This window comes from Streptomyces sp. YGL11-2 (assembly GCF_050054615.1).
Classification (GTDB): domain Bacteria; phylum Actinomycetota; class Actinomycetes; order Streptomycetales; family Streptomycetaceae; genus Streptomyces.
In genome coordinates this window covers 78,659-103,556 of sequence record NZ_JBNHIN010000025.1, presented here as the reverse complement: position 1 = coordinate 103,556, position 24,898 = coordinate 78,659, and the positions used below count along the sequence as shown (strand labels likewise).

Below are 24,898 nucleotides of genomic sequence, written 5' to 3'. Positions count from 1 at the left end.
GATGGCTCCGCGCCGCCCGGCGGCGGCGCGGGGCGGTCGCGGTCAGCGTGCGGTCAGACTCCAGGTCAGTGCCAGTGCCGCGGCGGGGCTCAGCGCGCCCACTCCCCAGCGGATGGCCCGGTATTTGGCGGCCAGGATCGCGCTGACGTCCACGGCCTGTACGAGCAGCCACCCGGCCGGGTCTCGCCCCGCCTCAGTGATCTCGGCGGAGAGCCGCCCGACGTCCCGGGTCAGCAGGTCGCTGAAGTACGTCACGCCGTGCTGGGCGCGGAGCGTGCCGGTACGCGGCATGAGCGCCCGGACCAGCGCGGCCACCGCGACCGCCCAGAGGACGCCCGCGGCGACCAGCGTGAGGTCGGCGGGCCCGTGCCAGTCGGGAACGCCGTTCCCCCCGATCAGGAACGCGGGCAACGCCAGCGCCGCGGAGAGCAGCACGGCCGCCTTAGAGTCGGCCCGGCCGAGGTCCTCCCGGACCGAGTTCAGCAGGTGTTCGGCGATGCGTTCCCCGGCCCGGTCGTGGCGGTGCCGACCCCCGTCCGGCACCGGCACGACCGGGTCCGGGGAGGTCCGTACCTCGCCGTCGGCGGTCACCGGTCCTCCTCCACCCAGGACCATCCGTCGTCCCGGTTGCGGCTCCGGCGGCGCGGCGGCTCCGGCTCGGTGTCCTCGTCCTTCTGCAGCGAGGGCCGGCGCCCCGCCCCGGAGGGCGGTTCGTCCGCCACCCAGTCCGGGGTGAACGGCTCGGCCGCGGGCGGTTCCAGTTCCGGGGTGTCCCGGCGGGCCGGCAGCGAGCCGATGGGCCCCCGGATGCGGTGGCGGCCGCGATTGAGGAGTTCCAGTGCCTGGGTCTCCACGTCATTGGAGTGGACCTGGCCACTGCCGACCAGGCCGAAGAGCCGCTCGACGCGTTCCTTCTCGTCCTGCCTGCCCTCCTGGCGGATCTTCTCCAGGAAGTCCTTGGCCGCCTCGGGCTCGGCCGCCAGCATGTAGCTGAGCTGGTCCAGCTCCCCGCCCTGGAGCATGGCCCGGAACTTGTCCTGGTGCACCCGGGTCAGCTCGGCTGAGGCATGTGCGTCCCGGATGCCGTCCATGTGCTGGATAGTCCGATCGTCCACCCGCAGCCGGACGTACAGCCTTATCCGCAGGCCGAGTTCGGACCCGAGGTCGTCCCAGCGCCCGCTGGCGCAGTTGCGGGTGATGGCGCGGTCGGCCTGCTCGGCCTCGGCCACCCGATACTCCGAGGAGACCTCGCGCAGCCGCTCCAGCACCGGGGCGGTGAGCCGCTGGGCGACATCGGTCACGACCTGGGTCGCGGCCAGATACGGATCGCCCACGGTCCAGTGGATGTCCACCTCGGCCCTGAAGAACGCGGTGCCGCCCGCGGCCGGCAGCTCCATCTGGAGCGTCGTCTCGAAGGTGCCGAGCGCGATCTCGCAGACGGTGTACGGCCGGGCCAGCGCCCGCTTGTCATGGTGCTCGGCACCGGAGACGGTGACCACGCTGTGGCCGCCGTTCCGGTAGAAGAGCACCGAGGCCGTTCGGGCGCTCGCCTGCCTGAAAACACCCGTGGGCGTGTACTCCCGCAGGAACGGACCCGCGGGCCCCGGACCCGCGTCAGCGCCCCCGTTCGCCATGTCCTCAGCCATGCCTCTCCTCCTTGCCCGTCCGGTCCCGCAGCGGGACGGCGAGCCACCACAAGGAGCGCGCCTGCGCGTCGGGGAGCGGATTCTCCGGATCGTTCATCAAGCGGCGCAGCAGCCAGTCCAGTCGCCGCCGGTCGTGCTCCTCGGCCGTCAGCGCGGGCAGCAGCGCCGCCAGGCCCGGCCGAGTCCACTCCGTGCCATCCCCGCGTTCGGCGGAGCGCAGCAAGGTCTCCAGCGCGTCCATGGCCACCTCCTGCGACCGCGGGGTGTTGAGCGCGGTCCACAGCAAATCGGCCATCGGGCCGACGAGTTCGGGACGGGTGGCGGCCAGCGCGAGCGCCAGCGGCCAATCCCCGCGGTCCCCCAGCGGGGAGCCGGGCTCGTCGTCCACCACCTCGGCCACGCGGGAAACGGCGAACCGGACGGTGGTCACCAGACCGATGTCCTGGTACGCCTCGCGCGGGTGGTGGGTCCAGCCGGCCAGCCGCCGCAGTACCGTAGCGCTGTCCCGGAGCGCCAGCAGCCGTACGACGTTGAGCGAGGCGACCGCCAGCTGCTCCTCGTCGTCGCGCACTCCGATCCGGGCCAGGGCGTCCAGACTGTCGTCCGTCGTGGCCGCTGCGTTCCCGTAGCCCAGCGCCATCGCCGCGGTCCAGCGGAGGGACTTGGTCCCGCGCCGGCTCCACTCGTCGACCAGGTGCTGAACCGCCTTCCGGTGCGAGGCATGGCCGGCCGCCTGGTCGATCGTGGTGGCCGCGAAGATCCTCCGGCGTGCGGTGGCCGCCTCGGCGAGGGGCCGGATCAGCTCCGCGTAACCGTGGTCGAAGTCCCGTACGCACAGTTCACCGGCGGCCACCGCGGCCCGCATCCACACCTGGGGGCGGGGATCGTCCGCCAGCAGCCGCAGCCAGCGGACGACCGGTGCCCGTACCGGGAAGTGCCGGTCCCAGATCTCGGACAGCACCGCGGCGGGCAGAGCGGACCCCCGGTACCAGATCAGCTGGGCGTCCACCTCGGTGCCGGCCACCTCGACCCGGCCGTCGACGAGTTCGCCGCGCGAGAGCGCCACGTCGGATTCCGGATCGTCGCAGAACAGCGGGCGGGCGGGGGTGCTGTCCGGATCGCTCTGTACGGACAGTTCCCAGGTCAGCAGATGGGCGGCAGCGGCCACGGCACTGTGCGAGGCCCCGCCCAGTACGGCGAGCGCGATACGGAACGCCACCGGGTGGAACAGGGCCGCCGTGCCCGGCCGCGCCACCGCGCTCCCCTCGGCCGGGGGCACGGCCGGCATCCTGTCCACGCCGGCGAACCACTCCTGGGCCTGAGCCGCGGCGAGGCTGCGGCAGCCGGCCAGCAACTCCTCGTAGGAGACGTCCTCCAGCAGATGCCCGGCCAGCAGCGACGCGAGCAGCTCGGCCTCGGCGGGGCGCAGGTCCTTCAGGCCGACCGCGTCCCTGACGTCCTCCCGGCCGGCCAGCTCCTCCGCCTGGCTCAGCAGGTCCGCTGCCCGGTGTCCGTCGTCCGGCGCGTCGGCCTCGGCGACATGGTCCTCCAGCCGCTCCCGCAGCCGGGTGGTGAGCAACTCCTGTGTGGGCACGGGCCGGCACAGCATTCCGTACCGCCCGGCCAGCAGCGGGTTCGCCGCCGATCCGACCGGGACGACGATCACCGCGAACGCCTGGCACCCGTCGAGAGCCGAGGCCAGCGCGTCCAGGTCCATCACGTCCGGCGGCGGCGAACCGGGCTGGGTGAGGGCGAGTTCGAGCAGATACCCGGTGGCGGGCCGCCCTTCGGTGTCCTCGCCGCCCGGTGCGCCGCCAAGCGATGCGGTCAACCCCCGTACGCCGCCGTCCGGATCGACGCGCAGCACCCGTGGCCGAGCCGGCGGCTCCGCGTCTGCGCAGCCCGCCGCGAGGGCGGTGACCTCGTCGAGGAGTGCGAGCGCGGTGCTGGTGCGTCCGGTGCCGGGCGCGGCACCGAGGACCAGCAGTCGGCGGGCACGGAGCGCGTTGCGCAGCGCCAGGTACCCCTCCGGCTCCACATGGACCCGGCGGAGCCTGCGCAGCTCCTCGTCGGGCACCGGCCCGCTGCGCATCCCCGCGGCGGACTGGCGGGCATCCATCCGCAGATGGATGTCGCCGATATGGGCGCTCCGGATGTACGAACGGTCGAAGCTGTTCAGGTCCCGGCCGGTGTCGAACAGCATCCGGGTGGAGCGGCGGGCCCGCGACGCGGCGGCGAGATCGGTGGGCCCGTCCTCGCTCTGCTCCTCGGCGAGCGGATCGCGGATGTGCTCCCTGAACCGCTCCGCGGCACGCTCCCGCTCCTTCTCCGCGGCCTCGTCGCGGGCGGCGTCCCCGTCGCCGTCTGCCGCGCCGACTTCCCCGGGCGCCCTGTCGTCCCTCTCCCCGCCCCTGGCCTGGTTGTCGGCGTTGCCGGCCTCGGGAGACCGGCCGACGGCCGCGCTCCCGGGTGCGGGTTCGGGGAAACCGTCCGCCTGATATTCGTCGGGCATGTCGCTCAGCCCTTCCGTCGCTCGGCGCCGGTGATCCGCCCGATGTGCACGGACTGCTGGTAGACGTTGTCGCTGTGCTGGGACAGGTCGCCGTGAACGGTGTACCGGGCGCCGGAGGCACCGAACCGGTCATCGTCGTCCGCTCCGGCGTCCGCGGCGTCGTCCGCGTCGTCTGCGTCGGCGGCCCGGACGTCGCCCTGCTCGGGCTTCTCGGGCATCCGCGCATGAGCGGCCGGCGGCGGATCGCCCGTGCCCGTGCCGGAGCCCGCGTCGTCGGGAATCGCCGGAGCGGGCCGGCCGGGGAGGTGGAACCAGGCGGTGACCTCGCCCTCCTTGAGCGACAGGCGGGCCGCGGAGTAGCGCGCGGGCTCGACGAACTTGCCGCCGCTGCTGACCACGTCCTCGTACAGCGACTCCGAGGCCACCAGCACGAGGTCGGCCCGCTCGGCGTCCAGCAGCCGCCGGGCGACGGGAGAGTCCGCCAGCCGGCAGGCGAGGTCGACCGCGCGTCCGCTGATCCCCCGGTCGTCGTGCCGGACCGGGCCGACATGCATGCCCACGCGCAGACCCAGAGGTACGCGCAGCGCGCGGTTTTCGTCCCGCAGGTTCTCGTGCACCTCGACCAGCCACAGGCCGAGCAGCCGGGTCACCGCGATCCGCCCGGCCACCGATAGCAGCACACCGTCGCCGCGGTCCTCCATGTGGACCGCGTCCCGCGCTACCTTGGCATGGGTGAACGCCGCTTCCAGGACCCGGTAGATCCGGGCTCGCATCCGCGGCTTGTCCACGTCGTCGTACGTTCCGGAACTACGGGCGTCGACGCTGATCACCAACTCGTAGCGTGCTTCGCCGACATCCATGGCGTCGTCGTCCACCCCGTGCCCCTTGTCCTGTTCGGTTGCCGTTCCCCCAAGCTTCGGGCCCGGGGCCAAGGCCGTCTGTAGCCGTTTACACACGACCGGGCGTGGAATTACTCGTGATGACCGTCCGCCAGGAGGGCGAGCAGTGCAGGATCGAGGATCTCCACCATCCGGTTGCCCGTGCGCACGAACTTCTGGGCACGCAGCAGCCGCAGGGCCTTGGCGACGGCTTCGCGGGTGGCTCCGACCGTGGCGGCCAGCTCGTCCTGGGCCAGGTGGACAACGGTGCCCGCATGCGAACGGCCCGGTACGGAAGGGGTGTAGGGCCCAGCGGGCTCGGCGCGGGACAGCTCCGTGAGCCGGGCGGCCAGGCGTTGCAATACGGTGAGCGAGGCGAGTGCGGACCGTTCCTGGTCGGCGCTGCGGAGCCGGAAGGTGAGCTGGCGGATCACCAGGCTGCTGACCCGTGGGTGCAGCGCGAGGAATCGGCGGAACGCGTCTCCTGAAATGACCTGCGCCTCGATCGGCCCCAGGGCGCGCACGGTGGCGCTGCGGGGGTGGCTGTCCAGCGCGGCCATCTCACCGAGCAGTTCACCGGGGCCGCGCAGGCCGAGGATCAGCCGGGTGGCACCACGGTCCGTGGCCACGGAGACGGTGACCCACCCCTGAAGGACGATCACGACGTGACTGGACCGATCACCCTCCGCCAGGAGTTGGGCATCGGCCGCGTAGCGCTTCCGGCGTCCGAGGGCCATCACGCCCTCGTTTTCCTGGGCTGTCAGAGCCCGCGCAAACGCCAGCTCGTCGCCGAGCAGCCCCATGGCCACGCCCCCCACGGCAATCCGTATGGCCTGAATTTCGTTGGCGCCGATGGTCGCAGAGTGACGCTTCGGGCGAGGCTTCGGATGGACTGAATCGCGCCATGCCACTTGTACTGCCCAGTAATTGACGAACCACCAGGCAGATTGGCTGGACCTCCCTCAGATCCGACACGCGCTCGCCTTCTGTACGGTTGCCCCTACTTCCCGACCGCCCGTCGCGGCCCCCGCATCCCCCGACGTCCCCGAGGTGGGGAACCACCCCCGGGGGCAACCGGGCGCATCGACGACGGCAGTGAGACCCGGGCGGTGAGCTTGGCGAAAACTCGGGTTTCGGCCACGTGGCGATTCAGCCCGCATCAAGGGGATTTGACTATTCCGCAACGAATTCGCACGGACTCGCGAGAAGGCCACCGCCGCTGCGAGGGGGGATGTCGAAATGCCCCCCCGATCGGGCAGAAGCGGCCCGGCGGCATGCGCGGGGGTAAAGGTCCAGACCTGATGTTCGGCCCCGACGGCGAGACGCCAGCGGACGCGAGGCCTGGACGATCAATTCATGGAAAAATACGGTGATTTCTTACGCGGCGAGGCGAGCGGGGAATCGCCTCTCAGCCCGCCGGATAACCGGAGTCGGTCGGCCTACTCGTGAGTATCTCCGCCGTACGGAAGGGAAATCCCTGACCCGTCGCCGCGCATAGGCTCGATGCGACGCGCCCTTCAGGAATCGAATTCGGCAACAGGCTTCAGGCCATGGGCGAGGCGGAGGGGAGGGAGGGACTGACGGTCACATCGCCCTCCTCCTCCGCCGCCTCGCCAGAGCCTATGCGGGATATCTGGCATAGGCAGATGACGACGACTTCGACGCAGTCGTCACCGCCGCCCCCATGGCCGCCGCCATAGCCGACGTACTCGTCACCTTGGCCGCCGTGGTTCCTTCTCGAATCGGTGGCGGGGGAAGGTGCCAGGGGCGAATTCGGCAGACGGGCCCTGTAGCGCACCGGTCAGGGCGATGTGGGTGTGCCGCACTGAGGCGGCGACGGCCAGATGCGCGCGGTCCAGCTCGTCAAGGCCGTTCAGCGGACTCGTCCAAGCACAGGTAGTGGAACAGGTATTCCGGCAGCACCCGCTCCTCCTGCCCCGCGAGCATCGGAGCCGGATGACATTGGGGCTCGTCAGCCCGCCGACCTGATGCTGCTGCACTAGCGCTGGCGGAACCATCGCGCCGGAGCGGACACACACGATGTCCTTGTCCCGCAGCTCGAAGTTCCTCAGCCGACGGGCCGTTTCCTCCGTCATCCGCTCGTCTGCCTCGTCGCTGATGCGCCGGCTCTTCAGATGCCGTGGGAAGACCACGGGAACCGGGCTGTTGGTGCTGCGCTGCTTCGTGCCGAACTTGGAATAGGACGGTCCGGCCTGGATCTCGCATAGCGAGTTGAGGCTGGCTGTGCAGGCCGGCTGGTTCCTCCGGAGCAGTGGTCCGTGGTCCCCGACGGACGGCAGCCGGGCGTGGCGTCCTGTACGTTCCGTGGGTGCTCCTTGGCGTCGCTCAGCTGCTCCCAGGCGGACACGAGCTCGTGCTCGAAGTCGTCCCCGCCGTCGCTCCGGAGTTCGACATGGTCAAGAGGGTTGAGTGAGTAGTCGCTACGCCGCAGTTCTTCCCGGGACACCAGGGCGCCGGGCACCTGTGGCCCCGTGCGCGTCGTCCCGGGGGCAGGGGCGGTCGCTCCCGCGCCCCTGCGGTCGTGGTAGGCGTCGAGGAGAGATTCGGCGACCAGGGTGCCGAGGACCCGACGCGAGCCCTTCTCCATTCCCATGTGCCGTGCGGCGAGGAACAGTGTGTTGTCGCGGGCGATACTGGGTGGGTGTTCCTGCTGGAGGCAGGCGGTGTCCAGCAGGTCGGCTTGGCGGACGGATTGGCAGGCGTCACTCCTCCGGCCGTGGGGTGGAAACAGCCTGTTCGCTCGCACTGAAGCATGGGCTCCCAGCTCCTCTCGCTGGACGAACTGCCTCTCGGTCATCCTGTCGAACTCCGGTGCGGGGCCCTGAGAACAACTGGGCAGCCCCCGCTGCCTGCGGAATGGGCTGGCGCGCTCCAGGGATTGCTCAGGCTCCTCTTACGCCGGTGGCGGAAAGCCGTGTTCTGCTAGTCGTGCAGCCATCCGAGGTGACGGAGTCGTGACTTGGGATTTCATGGACGCACGTGCGCTGGCCCGCGGAAAAAACGGATCTCGTTAGTCCTCGCTGGTCGACGCCGCTTCCCAGGTGCTTTTGTTCTGGATGCGGTTCACGATCCTCGGCGGGTGGTGGAAGTGCTGTGGCAACGGCGTGCACGCCCCTGGCGGCCAAGTTGCTGACTCCCTATGCCGAGTGACCATGGACGCGTCATACTGGCGCGATGGGGCTTTCGTTACCTGAACCGAAGGGTCACCAGAGGGACGTCGTCTCCCTGAATGAACGCGGTCACTGCGTCGTTCTCGGCACGGCGGGCAGCGGCAAGACGACGATGGCGGTCCACCGGGCTCACTATCTGGCCACGGCTCCGGGCATCGGAGGCCGCACCCTGCTGGTTACCTTCAACAAGGCGCTCGTTACCTACCTCAAGGGCATGGGGACGGCACCTCCGAACCTGCAGATCGAGACTTACCACACCTTCGCCCGCGGCTACCTCGCGCACCGCACCAAGGTGTCGGTGCGCATATACAAGCTCAAGGAGAAACTGGTCGACCAGGCACTGGAGGAGGCCCGCGAGCGACTTCCCGCCCGGGCGCTGGTCAAGCGCCCGCTTGAGTTCTTCCTGGACGAGCTGCACTGGTTGGTCGGGCACGGCGTCGATCGGCAGACGTATGTGGAAGGCCGCACTCGACGAGTCGGCCGGGGGAAGCCGCTCCAGCAGTCCGACCGTGAAGTCGTCTTCACGATCTACCAGCGCTACGAGCAGCTGCGCGCCGAGTCCGGGTACGATTACGACTTCGACAATATGGCGTCGTCCACCCTGGCACTCCTCAAGGACGACCCGACCGAGCGGCACTACCGGCATGTGGTCGTCGACGAGGGCCAGGACTTCACACCCGAGATGATCCGCAGCCTCGCGGCAGCCATCCCCGGGGATGGTTCACTGACGTTCTTCGGGGACTACGCGCAGCAGATCTACGGAAGCCGGATGTCCTGGCGCTCCCTGGGGCTTCATGTGCCGAGAGGCATCGCGGAGTTCGCCCACAACTACCGCAACAGCCGCCAGATTGCCCAACTCGCCCAGGTCATCTCCGAGATGCCGTACTTCAAGGACGAGGTTGACCTCATCCCGCCGACCCGCCCGGCGGCTGACGGCCCGAAGCCCACTATCCTGGAGAGCCCGAGCAAGGAGCGGCAACTTGCCGAGGCCGCGCGTACGGCCCTGGCACTGGGAGCCGATCGCCAGGTCGCCATCCTGATGCGCACACGGGAACACGAAGCCGAGCTCAAGCCCCTCCTCGCTGGCGGCCATGTCCCCGTCGAACGGCTGCACCGTGATCTCCCACGCTGGACGGACCAGCCCGGGGTGTTCTACGGGACGTACTCCGCGGCGAAGGGCTTTGAGTTCGACTCGGTGATCCTCCCGTTCTGCGACGCCGATGAACTGCCGAAACCGAGCGAGGTGGCGGCCCACGGCCCAGACGAGGCGAAGGCACGCGAAGGGCGGCAGCTGTACGTGGCGGTCACACGGGCCCGTACGGAACTCGTCATTCTGCACTCCGGCAAACTCACCGATCTGCTGCCGAATGAAATGTCGGACCTGTACGTCCGGGTGGCCTCGTGAGCGACATCATCGCCCGCGCCAGGGCCCGCGGTGTCACACGACTGTGCCACTGCACCAAGTCGGCCAACCTGTCGCACATCCTCGACAGCCGTGAGATACGGTCGGTGGCCAGCCTGCGGGAGGCGGCGGACGCCTATCGGCCGGCTGACACCCAGCGCCTGGACGGGGCACCGGACCGAAGCTTTCTGAGCGTCGAGTACCCGAACGCGTGGTACCAGTCCCAGGCTGCGGGCCGGGACCCGCACTTCCGGGACTGGGTGGTGTTCACGCTGGACGTCGAACTGCTTACCACGCCGGGCACGCGGTTCTGTCCGTACAACTCGGCACGGGACGAGAGCGCCGGTGCCCTGCCCGGCGCCGATGCCTTCGACGCCCTGTTCGCGCCGACCGTGACCGGCAATGCCACACGGAAGCGGGAACGCGCGCATCCGACGTGGTGGCCTACGGACGACCAGGCCGAGATACAGATACCCGGCACCATCCCGCTGACCGCCGTACGCTCGGTCATTGTCCGGGATGAGCAGCAGGCGGACCTGGAGCACTTCAGGCTCACGCAGTTCGACATGGCGGCCCTGCTGCCGCCCCTGGTCGTCGCGCCTGTGCTCTTCGACAAGTACGCCCTGAGCAACTCCGTACGCTCCGGCATACGGCCACTGGAGACCCCGTACATCCCACGAGCGACTCTGGCAGAGTGAACACGTGAACGCTGAGCTTCACCCATGGACCGACAGGGCCCGCGGCATGCTCGTCGGGGCTGCCGTCGGGGATGCCATGGGCTGGCCCTACGAGCGGCGGGACCGGACGCACTCACTGCCGCCCCTGAGCCAGGTCTCCGGACGGTTCTTCGCCTGGCGGCGTATGGCTGGAAGCCGTTTCCGTCCGATCGTCGAGGACATCGGGCCCGGCGAGTACAGTGACGACACCCAGATGCTGATTGCCGTGGCCCGTGCTCGTCTTACCGCGGGAGACCAGTGGCTCCCCTGGCTGCAACGAGTGGAGTGGCCCTTCCTTCTCGACTACGAACGTGGAGCCGGGGCCGGTGTCAAGCGCGCCTGCCGAGCCTGGGAGAAGCAGGGCGCGGCCTGGGGCAATCGGGTCGGCGATCAGGATAAGTACTTCGGCGCCGGAGCCAATGGTGCGGCCATGCGCATCGCGCCGCATGTCATCGCCCATCACGAGGGCACCTTCGGTGACCTGGCACACGACGTGGTTCACGACGCGGCGACGACGCACGGGCATCCTCGCGCCCTCCTGGGAGCATTGGTGCACGCCTACGCCCTGTGGGTCAGCCTGCGACAGCCCGCGCCGCTCACCTACGGCTGGCTCGTCGAAGCGGCGCTGGACGGGCTGAAGGACTGGCAGGAACCGGTGTGGCAGGGCTTGGATCGGCGCTGGCTGGACGCCGCGTCCCAGGCGTTCCCGGATGGCTACGAACGCGCTTGGGACGACACTGTGCAGGAAGTGGAGGAACTCCTCAACAGCGCACGCGCCTCGCTGGAGAGCGGCGCGCTCAGCGCTCCCTCCGCTTTTCTGGAGTCGCATGGTCTGACGCGGACGAAGACTCGCGGCTCGGGGACCCTGTGCGCGGTTGCCGCCATGTACCTTGCGGCGCGGTCCGCATCCAGCCCCGAGCGCGGCGTCGGCGTTCCAGCACGCCAAGAGGGCGCGGACACAGACACGTTGGCATCGATGACCGCCGCTTTGCTCGGCGCGGGTCTGGGGCAGGAATGGCTCGGTTCGTACGGCCGGTCCGTCCAGGACGCGCCTCTGCTAAACGCGCTGGCCGAGAACCTGCTCCGGCCGGTCCCCGAGCCGCTGACTCCGCCCTCCCCGGACGAGGCCGCTCAGGCACGGTCGCGGTTCCTCGAAGGACTCGACGGCGCCGACATCGGAGCCGGCCTTCTGCTCCCGGAGCGCCGAGAGGCACGCGTCGTGAGTCGAGGCACGCTGATGGCCGGCAACTGGTCGGCACAGCGCATTCGTCTGACCACTGCGGACGGCCAGGACCTTTTCCTTGTCCGTGGGGTGCGGCGCGTGGAAACGGGAGATGTCCACGCTGTGCCTCGCGCAGAAGCTCCTGCGGACGTCGAGAACCGGCAAACTGTGCAAGCCCGGCTGCAGGGCGCGTACTTGCCCGTCAGCGACATCGTCCGCGTGAACGAAGCCCTCACAGCCCTGGGGCTGACCACGTTCCGCTGCGGCAATGACTGGGCCTCTTACGAGAACCTGGTCATCAGGCAGTCGTACCGTAAGGAACGAGCCGCGGACGTTCCGGGAGCCCAACTCCGCGTCGCGGTCAGCGACGTCCGGGCGGCATGGGAGCGGCTGAGCGGGATGGGATTCGACGGAGCGGTCCAACGGGACCGTGGTGCGTTCTGGCTACGGATCGACCCGTATCTGATCGTCTCCGTCAACAATGCAGAGCCGCCCGCGGGGTGACGGCGCGACCGGCCGTCGGAACGTCTTGACATCCGCTTGAAGGCGCCTGATGGCCACGCTGGTTGCCGGGTTGTCAGATACGCCGGATGGGGCCCGGCTGGTCCTTGACGCCGGTTACGCGCTCCCCGCCGACCACATGGGTCATGACGCGGGACTACCCGCCATTGGCACCCGACGCCACTTGCTGAGTAGCCCAAGCACTCACGTGCCCGGTCCGAGTGTGTGAACCGTCTCGCGTCAAATGGAGATGAGGGTGCGGCGGTGGCACAGATCATCACGGTGAGGACCGGCGAGGCCGGTGACGGCTGGCTCTGGGCCGATGTCCTCGTCCCCACGACTTGTAGAGAGCGCGTGGATCTTGTACGCCCGGGTCTCCGTACTTCGCGAACCTCGCCGCCGTCCCGGTGCGCACGGTGGCCACCACCGTGTCCCGCTGCACATCAAGCCCGGCGCACCGCTCATAGATCACCTGCATCGTTGGCCTCCTCCGACCGGCAAAGCACCGGCGTGCCGTCCGGAAGGGGCCTACCTGACAAAGAGTCTGAGATTCGCGCTCGAAGCAGCAGGCAACGATCCCTCAAGCCTCACCGTCATACTTTTCCGGGCTCCCCCGCGACCAAGCCGAACCGACGTCTGCCCGGACGCCACACCACCAGCGTCCAGAACCGACGGCACATCGAACAACCCCCTCGAAGGGTGAACCTCACGCCCCACAGCCGCCCGCACGCCCCGGGATTCTCATCCCGCCACGGTGGCGCCGCACAGCGGAGGCACAGGTACTTTTTCGCCGCTCAGCTCGACCCGATCCGGCCCAGGTGACCGAGCTCCTCGACGAGCACCCGTATCTGAGGGTCGAGCCCGTACTCCGGGAACTGCACATCGCCTCGTCCACCTGCTACCGCTGGCGCCGCGCTGAGCGGGAGCCGTGCGCTCGCCGTCGCCAGGACGTGGAGCTGACCGAGCAGATCCGGCAGATCCATGCCGACTCCGGCGGGATCTACGGCTCACCGCGCGTCCACGCCGTGCTCAAACGCGAGGGTGTCCACGTCGGCCGTAAGCGGGTCGAGCGCCGGATGCGCCAGGACGTCTCGCTGGGATCAGCCCGCGGCGCAAGGGCTTCACACGCCGGGATCCGAAAGCCACCCTGGCCCCGGACCTGGTGGGCAGGGACTTCACCGCACCGGCGCCGAACCGGCTGTGGGGCACCGACCTCACTATGATCCCCACCGGTGAGGGGCCGCTGTGGCTGTCGGCGATCCGCGACGCCTTCTCCCGCCGGGTGGTGGCCTGGGAGACCGCGGCCACACGCGGATGCCGACCTGGTCCTGTCCTCGCTGGAGTAATGCCCTGGCCAGCCGGGAGGTCGAGCCCGGACAGCTCATCCATCACACGGACCACGGATGTCAACCCAACCCACGTCGATCAAGCACACAACTCGGTTGGTGAGAGCCGGAATTGCAGCACCGATGGGATCGGTGGGCGACTCATGCGACAACGCCCTTGCGGAGAACCTGTGGATGCTGATCAAGACCGAGTGCATCCGCGGCCGCGTCTTCGCCACCGGGACCGACGTGAACGTGGCGCTCTTCGAGTACATCGACGGCTTCCCTCCGGCTCACCGGATACACCGGCATCGCTGTCAGACTCCGTCGCCATGCACGCGACGCCACCTGACCGCTGGCAACCCTCGGCATCTTGCGATCAAACCGGACAGATCCGCTGAACGACGCCGCCCTGGTACCCGGCTGAGGCTGCGGTTCGACCTCACGGAGCGGTGACGCTGCCCCCAACAACTCCCGCGCCGTCACCACGAGTCCGGCGGAGGTGCCGAGCTCGGCCGAGATGATCCGCAGGCCGTTCTTGCGCCGCACACATCAGCACCGTAGGGATCGCGGTGGAGTTGTCGGTTTCCACGGAGAGCCCACCCAGACATGGCGGATACCCGAGTAAGAAGACACTGGCGCTGCAGATCGAGCACAACCGCTCGGCCCGCGGTCTGCAGGGCATGATCTACAGCCGCAACTACCGGGCGGGTCGCGGAAAGCTTTCTTCCCGTCTCGGCCTCGCCACCGAGGCCGTCGAGGCGGCGCCGGACATAGACTTCTACGCCCATGTCGTCGGCCACCTCAGCTCCGGCGGCCGGGTCGACTACGTCATCGCCGACGAGGCGCAGTTCCTCACCTCCGAACAGGTCGACCAACTCGCCCGCGTCGTCGACGACCTGGCACTGGACGTCTTCGCCTTCGGCATCACCACCGACTTCCGCAGCAAGCTCTTCCCCGGCTCCCAGCGGCTGGTCGAACTCGCCGACCGGATAGAGGTCCTGCAGGTCGAGGCGCTGTGCTGGTGCGGCGCCCGCGCCACACACAACGCCCGTACCGTCGACGGCCGGATGGTCGTGGAAGGCGCGCAGGTCGTGGTCGGTGACGTGGTTGGGGACGCCGCCGACGACGGTGCGGAGCGGCCGCAGCCGGAGGTCGGCTACGAGGTGTTGTGCCGGCGCCACCACCGCCGCCGGCAGACCTCGGCGACCGCCCGTGCGGCGGCGCTCTCGCCGGACGTCCTGCCGGTCGACGTCGCGAGCCAATACACCTAGGCACCGCCCCGTAGGGCAGGCCGTTGCGGGGTGGCGACGCGGCGCCGCCGCCGGCCCCGCTCAGTGCTGCTGGATGATCGTGAAGACCGCGCCCTCGCTGTCCGCCACCGTAGCCAGCCGGCCGTGCGCCGAGTCCCGTGCCGGACGCAGTACACGCCCACCCAACTCGGTGACCCTGCGGGCCGCGGCATCGGTGTCCGACACCGCGAAGTAGGTCATCCAGTGCGGCCCCCGGTCACGCGGCAGGGCGTTGCCGACACCGTGGATGCCCGCCACCGGCTTCCCCTTGATGTGCAGCGTCAGGTAGTCGAAGTCGGCCGAGACCACGGCTTCCGCCTCGAAGCCGAAGACATGCTCGTAGAAGGGCCCGACGGAGTCCGTCTCCTGGGTGACCAGTTCGTTCCATACCGGGGTGCCCGGCTCCCCGCTGACCGCGGTGCCCGGCATCGACCTGCCCTGCCAGATACCGAAGATCGCCCCCTGCGGGTCGGAGCCGATCGCCATCCGCCCCGCGTCGTCCGCGTCCAGCGGCCCGACGCCGACCGTGCCGCCGCAGCAGCGGATCTGCTCGGCGGTGGCGTCCGCGTCGTCGCTGGCCAGATAGGTGGTCCAGGCGACCGGGAGGTTCCGGTCGGCCGCCAGCTCGCCGACGCCGGCCACTTCCAGGCCGTCGAGGAAGGCGCGGGCGTACGGACCGAAATGCTGCGGTCCCGGGCGGAACTCCCAGCCGAAGAGCGCGCCGTAGAACTCCTGCGTCGCGGACAGGCTGTGTGCCAGGAGGCTCACCCAGCAGGGCGCGCCGGGCATCCGCCGGGCTGCTGCCTCGGTCGTCATCGTCACTCTCTCCTCGGAGCATCAGGTGCTGGCCATTGCGGTACGGGCGCGGGTCCCGAGCAGATGCTCGCACCCTGTGACCTGCTGTGCGCCCCGGCCGCGCCGTCCACGGCGCGTTCGCGAGGGAGAATGCCCGTTTTGATGTTTCTCGTCCGTTTCGGCGGCGTTACGCCGCCGCATAACTCCGCCATACGGAGGGTGGGCACCCGCCTTCTGTACGTAGCCGTCGCTACGCAAGGATGAGTCCCATGAATGCCATCATCGCCGCTACCGAACTCGCGAGCGAGTTGGCGGGTCCCGCGGCTCCGCTGCTTCTCGACGTGCGCTACCAGATGGGCGGCCCGCCCGGACGCCCCACGTACGAGGCCGGTCACCTGCCCGACGCGGTCTATGTCGACCTCGAAGGCGAACTGGCCGGGCCGCCTGGTGCGGCAGGCCGGCACCCGCTCCCCGACCTCGCCGTCTTCGCCGCCGCCATGCGGGCCGCGGGCGTCACCGCCGGCCGTCCGGTGGTCGTCTACGACGGCGGCCAGGGGTGGGCCGCCGCCCGTGCGTGGTGGCTGCTGCGCTGGGCGGGTCACCCGGACGTGCGAGTTCTCGACGGCGGGCTTGCCGCCTGGCAGGCGTCCGGTGGCGCCATGAGTGTCGACAAAGTGACTCCGCCGGTCGGTGACTTCACCCCCGCTCCAGGGGCGATGCCGCTGCTGACGGCGGACGACGCGGCCGCACTGGCCCACCGCGGCGTGCTCCTGGACGCACGGGCCGGCGAGCGCTACCGGGGCGAGGTCGAGCCCATCGATCGGGTCGCCGGCCACATCCCGGGTGCGGTGTCGGCCCCGACGACCGAGAACGTCGCCGACGGCAGCACGGTCTTCCGTGGCGCCGCCGAACTGGCCGAGCGGTTCGCCGCATTGGGCGCCACCGCGGACGCCGAGGTCGGCGTCTACTGCGGCTCCGGAGTCTCCGCGGCCCACCAGGTGCTCGCCCTCGCGGTCGCCGGCATCCCCGCCGCGCTGTACGTCGGTTCCTGGAGTGAATGGTCCGCCGACCCGTCCCGGCCCATCGCCACCGGCCCGCAGCCCGGCTGAGCCCCCATCGAGGCCCGCGACGGGCCCCGCACGACGGCGTCCGCCCGCCCCCTGGAAGCAGGGAGCGGGCGGACGGGTGTCTCGTCAGGAGTGCGGCGCGGCCGGCACGCCCCTGCGCTACTCGGGTTTCTTGCGCCGGGTACCGAAGACGATCTCGTCCCAACTGGGCACCGCGGCCCGGCGCCCGGGGCGCACGCCGTCCGCCTCGGCCTGCCGGTCCGTCGTCCCGGTGAGCCGGTCGCGGTGGCCGGCCACCGCCCGCGGCATGAGCACATCGGCGTACGCGGAACCCGCGCCCGCGCTCGCCGCCGGGGCGGGCGGCTCCTCGACCTCCGCCTCCGAAGGCTCCTCGTGCTGCGGCGCCTTGGCGGTCTCCGGAACGACCATGTCGCCGCGGAAGCTCGGCACCGCCTCCAGCAGGCTGGTCAGCGAATCCCGCTCCCGCTCGCCGTTGGCCTCCTCGCCACCCCGCGACTCGTCCCGCTCCTCGCCGCCGGACGGCGCGGTGCGGTCGCCGCGATCGGGCATCTGGCGGTCCAGGGCGCGGTCCAGCGGGCGGTCGCGCGGCAGCCGCGCGATCCGGGGCACGAACGGGAAGCTCGGCTCGGGGGTGTCGTCGCTCTCGCCGATCAGCGCCCGCGCCTCGTCGTCCACAGCCTGGACGAGCCGTCGCGGCGGGTCGTACGTCCACGTCGCCGAGCGCGGTTCGGCGGCGACCCGGTAGACCAGCAGCACCTCCCAGGTGCCGTCGTCGCGGCGCCAGGAGTCCCACTGGGCGCTGTCCTTGTCGGCGCCGCGCAGCAGCAGTCGCTCCGCGACCGCCTCGCCGAGCTGCGGGCCGGTGTTCTCGCCTGGCCGCCGGACCGGGGTCTTGCGTGCCCGCTCGGCCATGAATGCCCGCTCAGCGAGCACCGGCCCCTCGAAGCGGCGCACCCGGTCGACGGGAATGCCGGCGAGTTGGGCGACCTCCTCCGCGGAGGCACCTGCTCGTATCCGCGCCTGGATGTCCCGCGGGCGCAGGTGGCTCTCGACCTCGATCTCGATCTGGCCCAGGCGTGCGCGGTCGTTGCGGACGGCGGCGCGCAGCCGCTCATCGATCGGAAGCGTGTACTCGGTGCTGTCCGCAGCTTTGAGCACCAGCCGTGTGCCGTCGTTGGAGACGGCCACGACACGCAGTTCGGGCATGGGGACCTCCCGGGTGGTGCCTGCCGACGTCACGTGCGTCGCTGCTTCCGCTAGTCGAGTGTGGCCTGCCCGGGTGCAGCCTGCCACAACATTGCCGAGTTGCCCGGCGTGTCGAGGCTTGGCCCAGAAACGCCGTTATGACACGGTTACCAGTTCGCAACGCTCAGTGACCATGCCGCTTGCCCTGTCATCGATCACCCGTGCCGAGCGGCGGCGCCCCAAGGAGGGGTGCCACCTTCAGGGCCCCTCCCGCGGGTCCGGGCAGCCGGACGGGAACCGGGGCCAGGGCTCGCCACAGTACTCCATTCGGGCCACCGAGGTGGACCGCCGCGCCGCCGAAGTTCTCGCGAGGCAACGGAGTTGAGTCGCCTTGTCGACCTCTCTACCTGCAGTGAAGGTGTCGAGTTTCACAGATTCCCCAGATTCGGAACTATTGACTCCGCCACTCGGTCACTTCTCCATGCAAGATGGATCGAAGGGGCGATCAAAGGTAGGAGATGGACGAAAAAACCGAAACCGACACGAAGAAGAAAGAGAAGCGGATAGACCTGAGCCTCGCCCAGGTCTCCGGTAGCGCTCTCGCCGCGGCCGCCGCCGCGTACCTCGCGGGTCAGCTCGGTGTTTACGGAACCATCATCGGCGCAGGTGTCGTCAGTGTCGTCGCCACGACCGGCGGCTCCATATTCCAGCACCTGTTCCGGCGCACCGGCGAGCAGATCAAGGAAGCGGCCGTCACCACACGGCCGAAGCCACGCCGCTTCTCCACCACTCGACCCCGATCCACCACCGGGCAGGCGGAACCCGCCGGCCCCACACGAGTGCTGCCCACCTTCGACAAGCAGGGCGCGGAGGACACCGTCACTTCCGTAGCGGCCCGGAAGCCCGACCCCGCCGCGGCCCGTACGCAACTCATCCCGCGCGCCGAGCAGGCGCGCCGCCGCGATCCCGCCGGCGCCCACCCGGCTGACGACCCCACGCGCCTGCTGCGCACCGTCGACCGCGACGCCACGTGCGCGCTGCGCCCGGGGAAGGGCGCCGGCCAAGCGCAGGCCGCCGACGGCACCGACAGGACGCAGCTCGTCGCGCGTCTCGACGAGCGGACCATGGCCCTGCGTCAGGCCGCTTCCCAGGAGGCCGCGGCGACGGCCGTACTTCCTCAGGCCGGCGAGCCCGGCTCCCCGGTGGCTGTCGACGAGGAGAACACCGCGACGTACGGCACCCGGCTGCGCGGCTGGAAGCGGCCCGCGCTCGGCGCGCTCGTCGTGTTCGTGCTGGCGATGGGCGCCGTCACCGCCACCGAACTGTTCACCGGTGAGACGGCGAGCGGCAAGCAGGGCACCACAATCAGCAACATCACCGGGTTCGTCCCGCAGCGGCCCAGCACTCCGGCGCCGACCCCACGCCACTCCTCCGGGAGCGGCAGGGACGGCAGCGGCGGGACGCCGTCACCGGGCCCCAGCCGGTCCGGCGACACCGGCTCCGGCAGCGGGACGGACCGCGGTACGCAGTCCCCGTCGCCGACGCCCTCCGACGGCGGCTCCGGCTCTCCGAGCCCGGGCACGTCCTCGTCCCCGAACCCGTCCCCGAGTCACTCCACCGGCACCGACGGCGGCAGCGGCGACGGCTCCAACGGCGGCGCGACCCCGGGGCACCAGCAGAGCCAGAAGAACCCCGACACCCAGCAGTCGCCCGATCCGACGACCCCCTGACGGACAAAGGATCGCCCCTCCTGAGGGGTGGACCGCCTCACCCGGTGGATCGCCCTCCGGCCCGGCCCGGTGCCCCATCCAGGGGCGCCGGGCCGAGGCCGTCACGGGGCGCCGGGCGCCGCACCGCTCAGTCGCCCAGGACCTGGCGCAGATACCCGTTGGTGAAGCGGCGCTCGGGGTCCAGCCGGTCGCGGAGCGCGGTGAACTCCCCGAACCGCGGATAGACCTCGGCGAGGTACCCGGCGTCGCGGGTGTGCAGCTTGCCCCAGTGCGGGCGCCCGTCGTGCGCCGTCATGATCCGCTCGGCGGCGGCGAAGTACGCCTGGTGCGGCGTCCCGCGATACATGTGCACCGCGATGTACACGGTGTCCCGGCCCGCGGCGGTGGACAGGGCGATGTCGTCGGCCGGCGCGGTCCGGACCTCCACGGGGAAGCTGATCCTGAGGTCCGACCGCTCCACCATCGCCTTGAGCTGTCCCAGCGCCTCGACCGCGGCCTCCCTGGGCAGCGCGTACTCCATCTCCACGAAGCGCACCCGCCGTGGCGAGGTGAACACCTTGTACGGGATGTCGGTGTACGTACGCGCCGACAGCGCACGGCTGGAGACCTTGGCGATCCCCGGTATGGCGGCCGGCACCGCCCTCCCTACGGCGCAGGCGACCTGGAACACCCCGTTGGACAGCAACTCGTCCTCGATCCAGCCGCTCACCCTCCCGGGTGGCGCCGCCGGGCCCTGGCTGCGGTTGTTGCGCTTGGTGTTGCAGTTGCCGGTGTGCGGGAACCAGTAGAACTCGAAGTGCTCGTTCTCGGCGACCAGTTCGGCGAAGCGGCCGGTCACCTCGTCGAACGGCATCGGCTCCTCGCGGGCGGTCAGCAGGAACTCCGGCTCCACGGCGAAGGTCAGCTCGCTGACGACGCCCAGCGCGCCCAGGCCCAGCCGCGCCGCGGCGAAGACGTCCGCGTTCTCGTCGGCGGAGCAGCCGAGGACCGAGCCGTCCGCGGTGACCAGTTCCAGAGCGGTGATCTGGGCCGCGATCGAGGCGGAGTCGCGGCCGGTGCCATGGGTGCCGGTGCTGGTGGCCCCGGAGACGGTCTGCTCCATGATGTCGCCCATGTTGGTCAGCGACAGTCCGTGCGCGGCCAGTGCCCGGTTGAGGTGTTTGAGCGGGGTGCCGGCGGCGACGGTCACCGTCCCGGCCTCGCGGTCGATCCTGCGGATGCCGGTGAGCCGCTCCGGGCGGATCAGCAGCCCGTCGGTGGCCGCGGCCGGGGTGAAGGAGTGCCCGGCGCCGACCGCCTTGACCGTCAGCCCCTCCGCGGCGGCGGCGCGCACCGCAGCGACCAGCTCCTCGGTGCTCGCCGGGGCCGCGATTCGGGCGGGGCGGGCGGTGACGTTGCCCGCCCAGTTGCGCCAGGGCCCTCCCGGGCCGCGTCCTCCCGAGCCGCTGATGACATCGGTGACCGCCATGGTGACGTCCCCTCCCCTCCGCGCGGGCCGGCCGCGTACGACCGCCGTTGGTGTGAGCGCATGATGTCAGTCACCGACACGACATCCAGGCCGGGTGACGGGAATCACATCGCCAAGGAATCGGCCCTAATCGCCCGGCTTTCGGACATGTCGTACCGCCGGTAACTAGGGGTGTTGGCCGGGACGTTGGCGGGACCGCCCGCCCGGTGACCGAACGGGTGCAGGAGCGCCCACCACCTGAAGGCGAGCCGCGGGGGTGACACGGGGGCTTGTGGAGCAGAGGGGTACGTCGGCTTCGCCGATGGTGCAGAGGGGAGCGTCGGTTTCGCCGATGGTGCAGAGAGGAGCGTCGGGTTTTCCGATGGTGCAGAGAGGAGCACCGACGCGGCTTGCGCTCGGGGGCCGGTTCGACCGGGGGCGGCTTCCTCGATGCTTCAGTTCGTCCTCGACGGGTCGTGCCGCTCGTCGGCCGGAGCCTTCGCCGGGGACGGGATGCCCCTGGCCGCCGGGGTGGAGTGAGCCGGCGCGGACCGCGGGCGGAGCCAGCGGTAGCCGGCGAGCGCGACCAGGGCGGCGAGTACGCCCGCGGTCAGCGGCACCAGATAGGCGTGGTCGGCGCCGGCGGCGTCCACCACCCAGCCGGCTGCCGAGGAGCCGAGCGCGACCCCCACCGCCAGGCCGGTGCTCGTCCACGTCATGCCCTCGGTCAGCTGCGCCCGCGGCACATGCTCCTCGACCAGCGCCATGGTGGTCACCATCGTCGGCGCGATCGACAGCCCCGCCAGGAACAGCGCGGCGGCCAGCAGCGTCAGCGATCCCGTCAGCGACGCCACCGCCTGGAGCGGCGCCATGCTCACCGCCATCGCCGCGACGCCCACCAGCCACCGGCGGGCAGGATGTCCGGAGAGGTGCAGCAGCCCGAACACCGCACCGGCCACGCACGACCCGAGGGCGTACACCGCGAGCACCAGGCTCGCCGCGGCCTTGTGGCCCTGCTCCTGGGCGAACGCGACGGTCACCACATCGATCGCCCCGAAGATCGCGCCGGTCGCGACGAACGTCCCCACCAGCACCCGCAGTCCCCGAGAGCGCAGTGCCGACCCCTTGGCCTGCTGCTCGCGCGGATGCGGCACCGGCTCCGTCGTACGCTGCGCGGTCAGCCAGAAGACCCCCGCGGCCAGGAACACCGCGGCCAGCAACGGCCCGGCCTCCGGGAACCAGGCCGTGGACAGGCCGATGGACAGGATCGGGCCGAGGATGAAGCACATCTCGTCGACGATCGACTCCCACGAATACGCGGTGTGCAGCTCGCGCGGGGAGCCCCGGTACAGCTCCGCCCAGCGGGCCCGGACCATCGACCCGACGCTCGGCACACAGCCCGCGCAGGCAGCGAAGCAGAACAGCGTCCAGTCCGCCCAGCGCTGCTGAGCGCTCAGTAGGAGTCCGGCGATCGCGGCGAGCGACACCAGGGTGGCCGGACGCAGTACCCGCCGCTGGCCGTGCCGGTCGACCAGCCGGGAGATCTGCGGGCCGATCAGGGCCGCCGACAGCGCGATCGTCGCGGACAGCGCCCCCGCCAGGCCGTAGCGGCCGGTCAGCTGGGACACCATCGTGACGACGCCGATGCCCGTCATCGACAGCGTCATGCGGCCCAGCAGCCCGGCGGCCGAGAAGGACCTGGTGCCGGGGCGGCCGAAGATGGCGCGGTAGGGACTGGGCAATGGGGGTGCTCCGCCGGGTGAGGACCGAAACTCGGTAAGGAATGTCTGTGGCCGATACAGCTTACGGGCGAAGAGGCGCCCGGCGCCTCCCGTTTTACGCCGCGTTCCGGCCGGCCGCACCGGGGGCCTGGCCCCGCGTATCCGGGGCCGGGGTGGGAGGATCGGAGGCATGCCCGAACAGCGCGATCCCCGCCCCTATGACGCCCTCCTGCTGTTGTCCTTCGGAGGACCCGAAGGCCCCGACGACGTCGTGCCCTTCCTGGAGAACGTCACCCGCGGCCGCGGCATCCCCCGCGAGCGCCTCAAGGAGGTGGGCCGGCACTACTTCCTGTTCGGCGGCGTCAGCCCCATCAACGCCCAGAACCGGGAACTCCTCGACGCGCTGCGCAAGGACTTCGCCGAACACGGCCTCGACCTGCCCGTCTACTGGGGCAACCGCAACTGGGCGCCCTACCTGACCGACACCCTGCGCACCATGGTCACCGACGGCCACCGCCGCATCGCCGTCCTGGCCACCAGCGCCTACGCCTCGTACTCCGGCTGCCGGCAGTACCGCGAGAACCTGGCCGACGCGCTCGCCGCCCTCCAGGCCGAGGGCCTGCCGGTACCCCGGGTCGACAAGCTGCGGCACTACTTCAACCACCCCGGCTTCATCCGCCCGATGGTCGACGGGGTGCTGGCCTCCCTGGCCGAACTCCCCGAGGACGCCCGGGCCGGCGCCCACATCGCGTTCACCACGCACTCCATCCCCACCGCAGCCGCAGACACCTCCGGTACGCCCGCCGAGCACACCGAGGGCGGCGAGGGCGGCGCCTACGTAGCCCAGCACCTGGACGTCGCGCAGGTGATCGCCGACGCCGTACGGGACGAGACCGGCGTCGCCCATCCCTGGCGGCTCGTCTACCAGTCGCGCAGCGGCGCCCCGCACATCCCGTGGCTGGAACCCGACATCTGCGACCACCTGGAGGAGCTGCACGGCGCCGGCGTCCCGGCCGTCGTCATGGCGCCCATCGGCTTCGTCTCGGACCACATGGAGGTCAGGTACGACCTCGACACCGAGGCCACCGCCAAGGCCGCCGAACTGGGACTGCCGGTCGCCCGCTCGGCCACCGTCGGCGCCGACACGCGATTCGCCGCGGCCGTCCGCGACCTCCTCCTGGAGCGCGCGGCCACCGAACGGGGCGGCACCCCGGAGCGCTGCGCCCTGGGCGCGCTCGGCGCCGGACACGACCTGTGCCCCATCGGCTGCTGCCCCGCGCGCACCCCTCGCCCGGCCGCCGCCGGCGCCGACTGGGACGGTCCCGTCGCCCAGGCCCCCGTGTAACCCCGCCGCCCAGGCCCCGTACGCCCCCGACCCCGCTCACCCGAGCAAGGAGCATCGTGCCCGACGCGCAGCACCCCGACCCCCTCCACGACGAACTCCTCGAACTGGCCCTGGAAGCCGCCCGCCGCGCCGGCACCCTGCTGCGCGACAGCCGCCCCGCCGACCTCGGCGTGGCCGCCACCAAGACCAGCCCCATCGACGTCGTCACGGAGATGGACCTCGCCTCCGAGAAGCTGATCACCGACTTCATCGGGGAGCGGCGCCCCGATGACGGCTTCCTGGGGGAGGAGGGCGCCGGCGTCGAGGGCACCAGCGGTGTCCGCTGGGTCATCGACCCCGTGGACGGCACCGTCAACTACCTTTACGGGCTGCCCTCTTGGGCCGTGTCGATCGCGGCGGAGCAGGACGGCGAGGCGATTGTCGGGGTCGTCGCCGCCCCGATGCGCCAGGAGACCTACCAGGCCGTCCGGGGCCGCGGAGCCCTCCGCAACGGCGAGCCGATCCGCCACCGGCCCGCCCCGCCGCTCTCCCAGGCCCTCGTCGGTACGGGCTTCGGCTATCTCACCGAGCGCCGCGCCGCCCAGGCCGAGGTCGCCCGCACCCTGATCCCGCAGGTCCGCGACATCCGGCGCGGCGGCTCGGCCGCGATCGACCTGTGCGACGTGGCCTGCGGCCGGCTCGACGCCTACTACGAGCGCGGGCTGAACCCCTGGGACCTGGCGGCCGGGGTGCTGATCGCCACCGAGGCCGGCGCGCTGACCGGGGGCCGCCCCGGCAAGGCCGCCTCCCACGAGCTGACGCTCGCCGCCTCACCGGCCCTCTTCGCCGAGCTCCAGCCGCTGCTGGACGACCTCGGCGCCTGGCACGACTGACCCGCTCCGCGGGATGCGCACAGGACAGCG

The 24,898-nt window shown here is 70.9% G+C and carries 20 protein-coding genes; 10 read left to right on the top strand and 10 right to left on the bottom strand.

The window, feature by feature from the left end; translation table 11 throughout:
- Nucleotides 1-42: 42 nt before the first annotated feature.
- From ACO1BR_RS26290 to ACO1BR_RS26270, 5 genes are all read right to left on the bottom strand, one after another.
- Nucleotides 43-591, bottom strand: a complete 549-nt coding sequence (locus tag ACO1BR_RS26290; protein ID WP_426797569.1) for a Pycsar system effector family protein — start codon at nucleotides 589-591, stop codon at nucleotides 43-45.
- Nucleotides 588-1,646: a hypothetical protein gene (locus ACO1BR_RS26285; protein WP_426797568.1), complete on the bottom strand. Its 1,059-nt coding sequence runs from the start codon at nucleotides 1,644-1,646 to the stop codon at nucleotides 588-590. Before ACO1BR_RS26285 ends, ACO1BR_RS26290 begins: the two co-directional genes overlap by 4 nt.
- Entirely contained in the window at nucleotides 1,639-4,158 is a 2,520-nt protein-coding gene (locus ACO1BR_RS26280; protein ID WP_426797567.1) for a hypothetical protein, read from the bottom strand. The genes ACO1BR_RS26285 and ACO1BR_RS26280 overlap by 8 nt, the downstream gene beginning before the upstream one ends.
- Before the next feature lie 5 nt (nucleotides 4,159-4,163).
- Nucleotides 4,164-5,033 (bottom strand): hypothetical protein, encoded by an 870-nt coding sequence (locus tag ACO1BR_RS26275; RefSeq protein WP_426797566.1) that lies wholly within the window; start codon nucleotides 5,031-5,033, stop codon nucleotides 4,164-4,166.
- A 95-nt stretch (nucleotides 5,034-5,128) separates the two neighbouring features.
- Nucleotides 5,129-5,839 carry a Crp/Fnr family transcriptional regulator gene (locus tag ACO1BR_RS26270; RefSeq protein WP_426797581.1) on the bottom strand — a complete coding sequence of 237 codons (711 nt, stop codon included), beginning with the start codon at nucleotides 5,837-5,839 and terminating at the stop codon, nucleotides 5,129-5,131.
- 2,392 nt (nucleotides 5,840-8,231) lie between these two features.
- Between ACO1BR_RS26270 and ACO1BR_RS26265 the strand changes: the two genes are divergently transcribed.
- The 3 genes from ACO1BR_RS26265 to ACO1BR_RS26255 are packed head-to-tail and all read left to right on the top strand — an operon-like array spanning nucleotide 8,232 to nucleotide 12,071.
- On the top strand, nucleotides 8,232-9,632 hold the full coding sequence (locus ACO1BR_RS26265; protein ID WP_426797565.1) for a UvrD-helicase domain-containing protein: 1,401 nt from the start codon (nucleotides 8,232-8,234) through the stop codon (nucleotides 9,630-9,632).
- A complete protein-coding gene (locus ACO1BR_RS26260) occupies nucleotides 9,629-10,327 on the top strand; it encodes a DarT ssDNA thymidine ADP-ribosyltransferase family protein (RefSeq protein WP_426797564.1) in 699 nt (232 codons plus the stop codon). The genes ACO1BR_RS26265 and ACO1BR_RS26260 overlap by 4 nt, the downstream gene beginning before the upstream one ends.
- A 46-nt stretch (nucleotides 10,328-10,373) precedes the next feature.
- Nucleotides 10,374-12,071 (top strand): ADP-ribosylglycohydrolase family protein, encoded by a 1,698-nt coding sequence (locus tag ACO1BR_RS26255; protein ID WP_426797563.1) that lies wholly within the window; start codon nucleotides 10,374-10,376, stop codon nucleotides 12,069-12,071.
- Nucleotides 12,072-12,862: 791 nt separating this feature from the next.
- On the opposite strand, the gene ACO1BR_RS26250 is transcribed toward ACO1BR_RS26255, so the two are convergent.
- The gene (locus ACO1BR_RS26250) at nucleotides 12,863-13,051 is read right to left on the bottom strand and encodes a hypothetical protein (protein WP_426797583.1); all 189 of its coding nucleotides are present in this window, start codon (nucleotides 13,049-13,051) and stop codon (nucleotides 12,863-12,865) included.
- Between ACO1BR_RS26250 and ACO1BR_RS26245 the strand changes: the two genes are divergently transcribed.
- From ACO1BR_RS26245 to ACO1BR_RS26235, 3 genes are all read left to right on the top strand, one after another.
- The gene (locus tag ACO1BR_RS26245) at nucleotides 13,019-13,291 is read left to right on the top strand and encodes an IS3 family transposase (RefSeq protein WP_426797580.1); all 273 of its coding nucleotides are present in this window, start codon (nucleotides 13,019-13,021) and stop codon (nucleotides 13,289-13,291) included. The two genes, ACO1BR_RS26250 and ACO1BR_RS26245, sit on opposite strands and share 33 nt — an antisense overlap.
- Before the next feature lie 180 nt (nucleotides 13,292-13,471).
- Nucleotides 13,472-13,849: an IS3 family transposase gene (locus tag ACO1BR_RS26240; RefSeq protein WP_426797562.1), complete on the top strand. Its 378-nt coding sequence runs from the start codon at nucleotides 13,472-13,474 to the stop codon at nucleotides 13,847-13,849.
- Between the two features lie 122 nt (nucleotides 13,850-13,971).
- The gene (locus tag ACO1BR_RS26235) at nucleotides 13,972-14,667 is read left to right on the top strand and encodes a thymidine kinase (RefSeq protein WP_426797561.1); all 696 of its coding nucleotides are present in this window, start codon (nucleotides 13,972-13,974) and stop codon (nucleotides 14,665-14,667) included.
- A gap of 60 nt (nucleotides 14,668-14,727) precedes the next feature.
- Here ACO1BR_RS26235 and ACO1BR_RS26230 read toward each other — a convergent pair whose 3' ends face one another.
- Nucleotides 14,728-15,501 (bottom strand): VOC family protein, encoded by a 774-nt coding sequence (locus ACO1BR_RS26230; protein ID WP_159507657.1) that lies wholly within the window; start codon nucleotides 15,499-15,501, stop codon nucleotides 14,728-14,730.
- 248 nt (nucleotides 15,502-15,749) lie between these two features.
- Here ACO1BR_RS26230 and ACO1BR_RS26225 point away from each other — a divergent pair, with 248 nt between their 5' ends.
- On the top strand, nucleotides 15,750-16,589 hold the full coding sequence (locus ACO1BR_RS26225; RefSeq protein ID WP_426797560.1) for a sulfurtransferase: 840 nt from the start codon (nucleotides 15,750-15,752) through the stop codon (nucleotides 16,587-16,589).
- 117 nt (nucleotides 16,590-16,706) lie between these two features.
- On the opposite strand, the gene sepH is transcribed toward ACO1BR_RS26225, so the two are convergent.
- The gene (gene sepH, locus ACO1BR_RS26220; protein WP_426797559.1) at nucleotides 16,707-17,774 is read right to left on the bottom strand and encodes a septation protein SepH; all 1,068 of its coding nucleotides are present in this window, start codon (nucleotides 17,772-17,774) and stop codon (nucleotides 16,707-16,709) included.
- Between the two features lie 497 nt (nucleotides 17,775-18,271).
- Here sepH and ACO1BR_RS26215 point away from each other — a divergent pair, with 497 nt between their 5' ends.
- A complete protein-coding gene (locus tag ACO1BR_RS26215) occupies nucleotides 18,272-19,483 on the top strand; it encodes a hypothetical protein (RefSeq protein WP_426797558.1) in 1,212 nt (403 codons plus the stop codon).
- Nucleotides 19,484-19,610: 127 nt separating this feature from the next.
- On the opposite strand, the gene ACO1BR_RS26210 is transcribed toward ACO1BR_RS26215, so the two are convergent.
- Both ACO1BR_RS26210 and ACO1BR_RS26205 read right to left on the bottom strand, forming a co-directional pair.
- Complete coding sequence (locus ACO1BR_RS26210) at nucleotides 19,611-20,951, bottom strand: D-arabinono-1,4-lactone oxidase (protein ID WP_426797557.1); 1,341 nt, start codon at nucleotides 20,949-20,951, stop codon at nucleotides 19,611-19,613.
- Between the two features lie 434 nt (nucleotides 20,952-21,385).
- A complete protein-coding gene (locus ACO1BR_RS26205) occupies nucleotides 21,386-22,672 on the bottom strand; it encodes an MFS transporter (protein ID WP_426797556.1) in 1,287 nt (428 codons plus the stop codon).
- 169 nt (nucleotides 22,673-22,841) lie between these two features.
- On the opposite strand from ACO1BR_RS26205, the gene ACO1BR_RS26200 reads away from it, so the two are divergent.
- A complete protein-coding gene (locus ACO1BR_RS26200) occupies nucleotides 22,842-23,996 on the top strand; it encodes a ferrochelatase (protein WP_426797555.1) in 1,155 nt (384 codons plus the stop codon).
- 56 nt (nucleotides 23,997-24,052) lie between these two features.
- Nucleotides 24,053-24,868, top strand: coding sequence for an inositol monophosphatase family protein (locus ACO1BR_RS26195; protein WP_426797554.1), 816 nt, complete (start codon nucleotides 24,053-24,055; stop codon nucleotides 24,866-24,868).
- The last annotated feature ends 30 nt before the right edge of the window (nucleotides 24,869-24,898 follow it).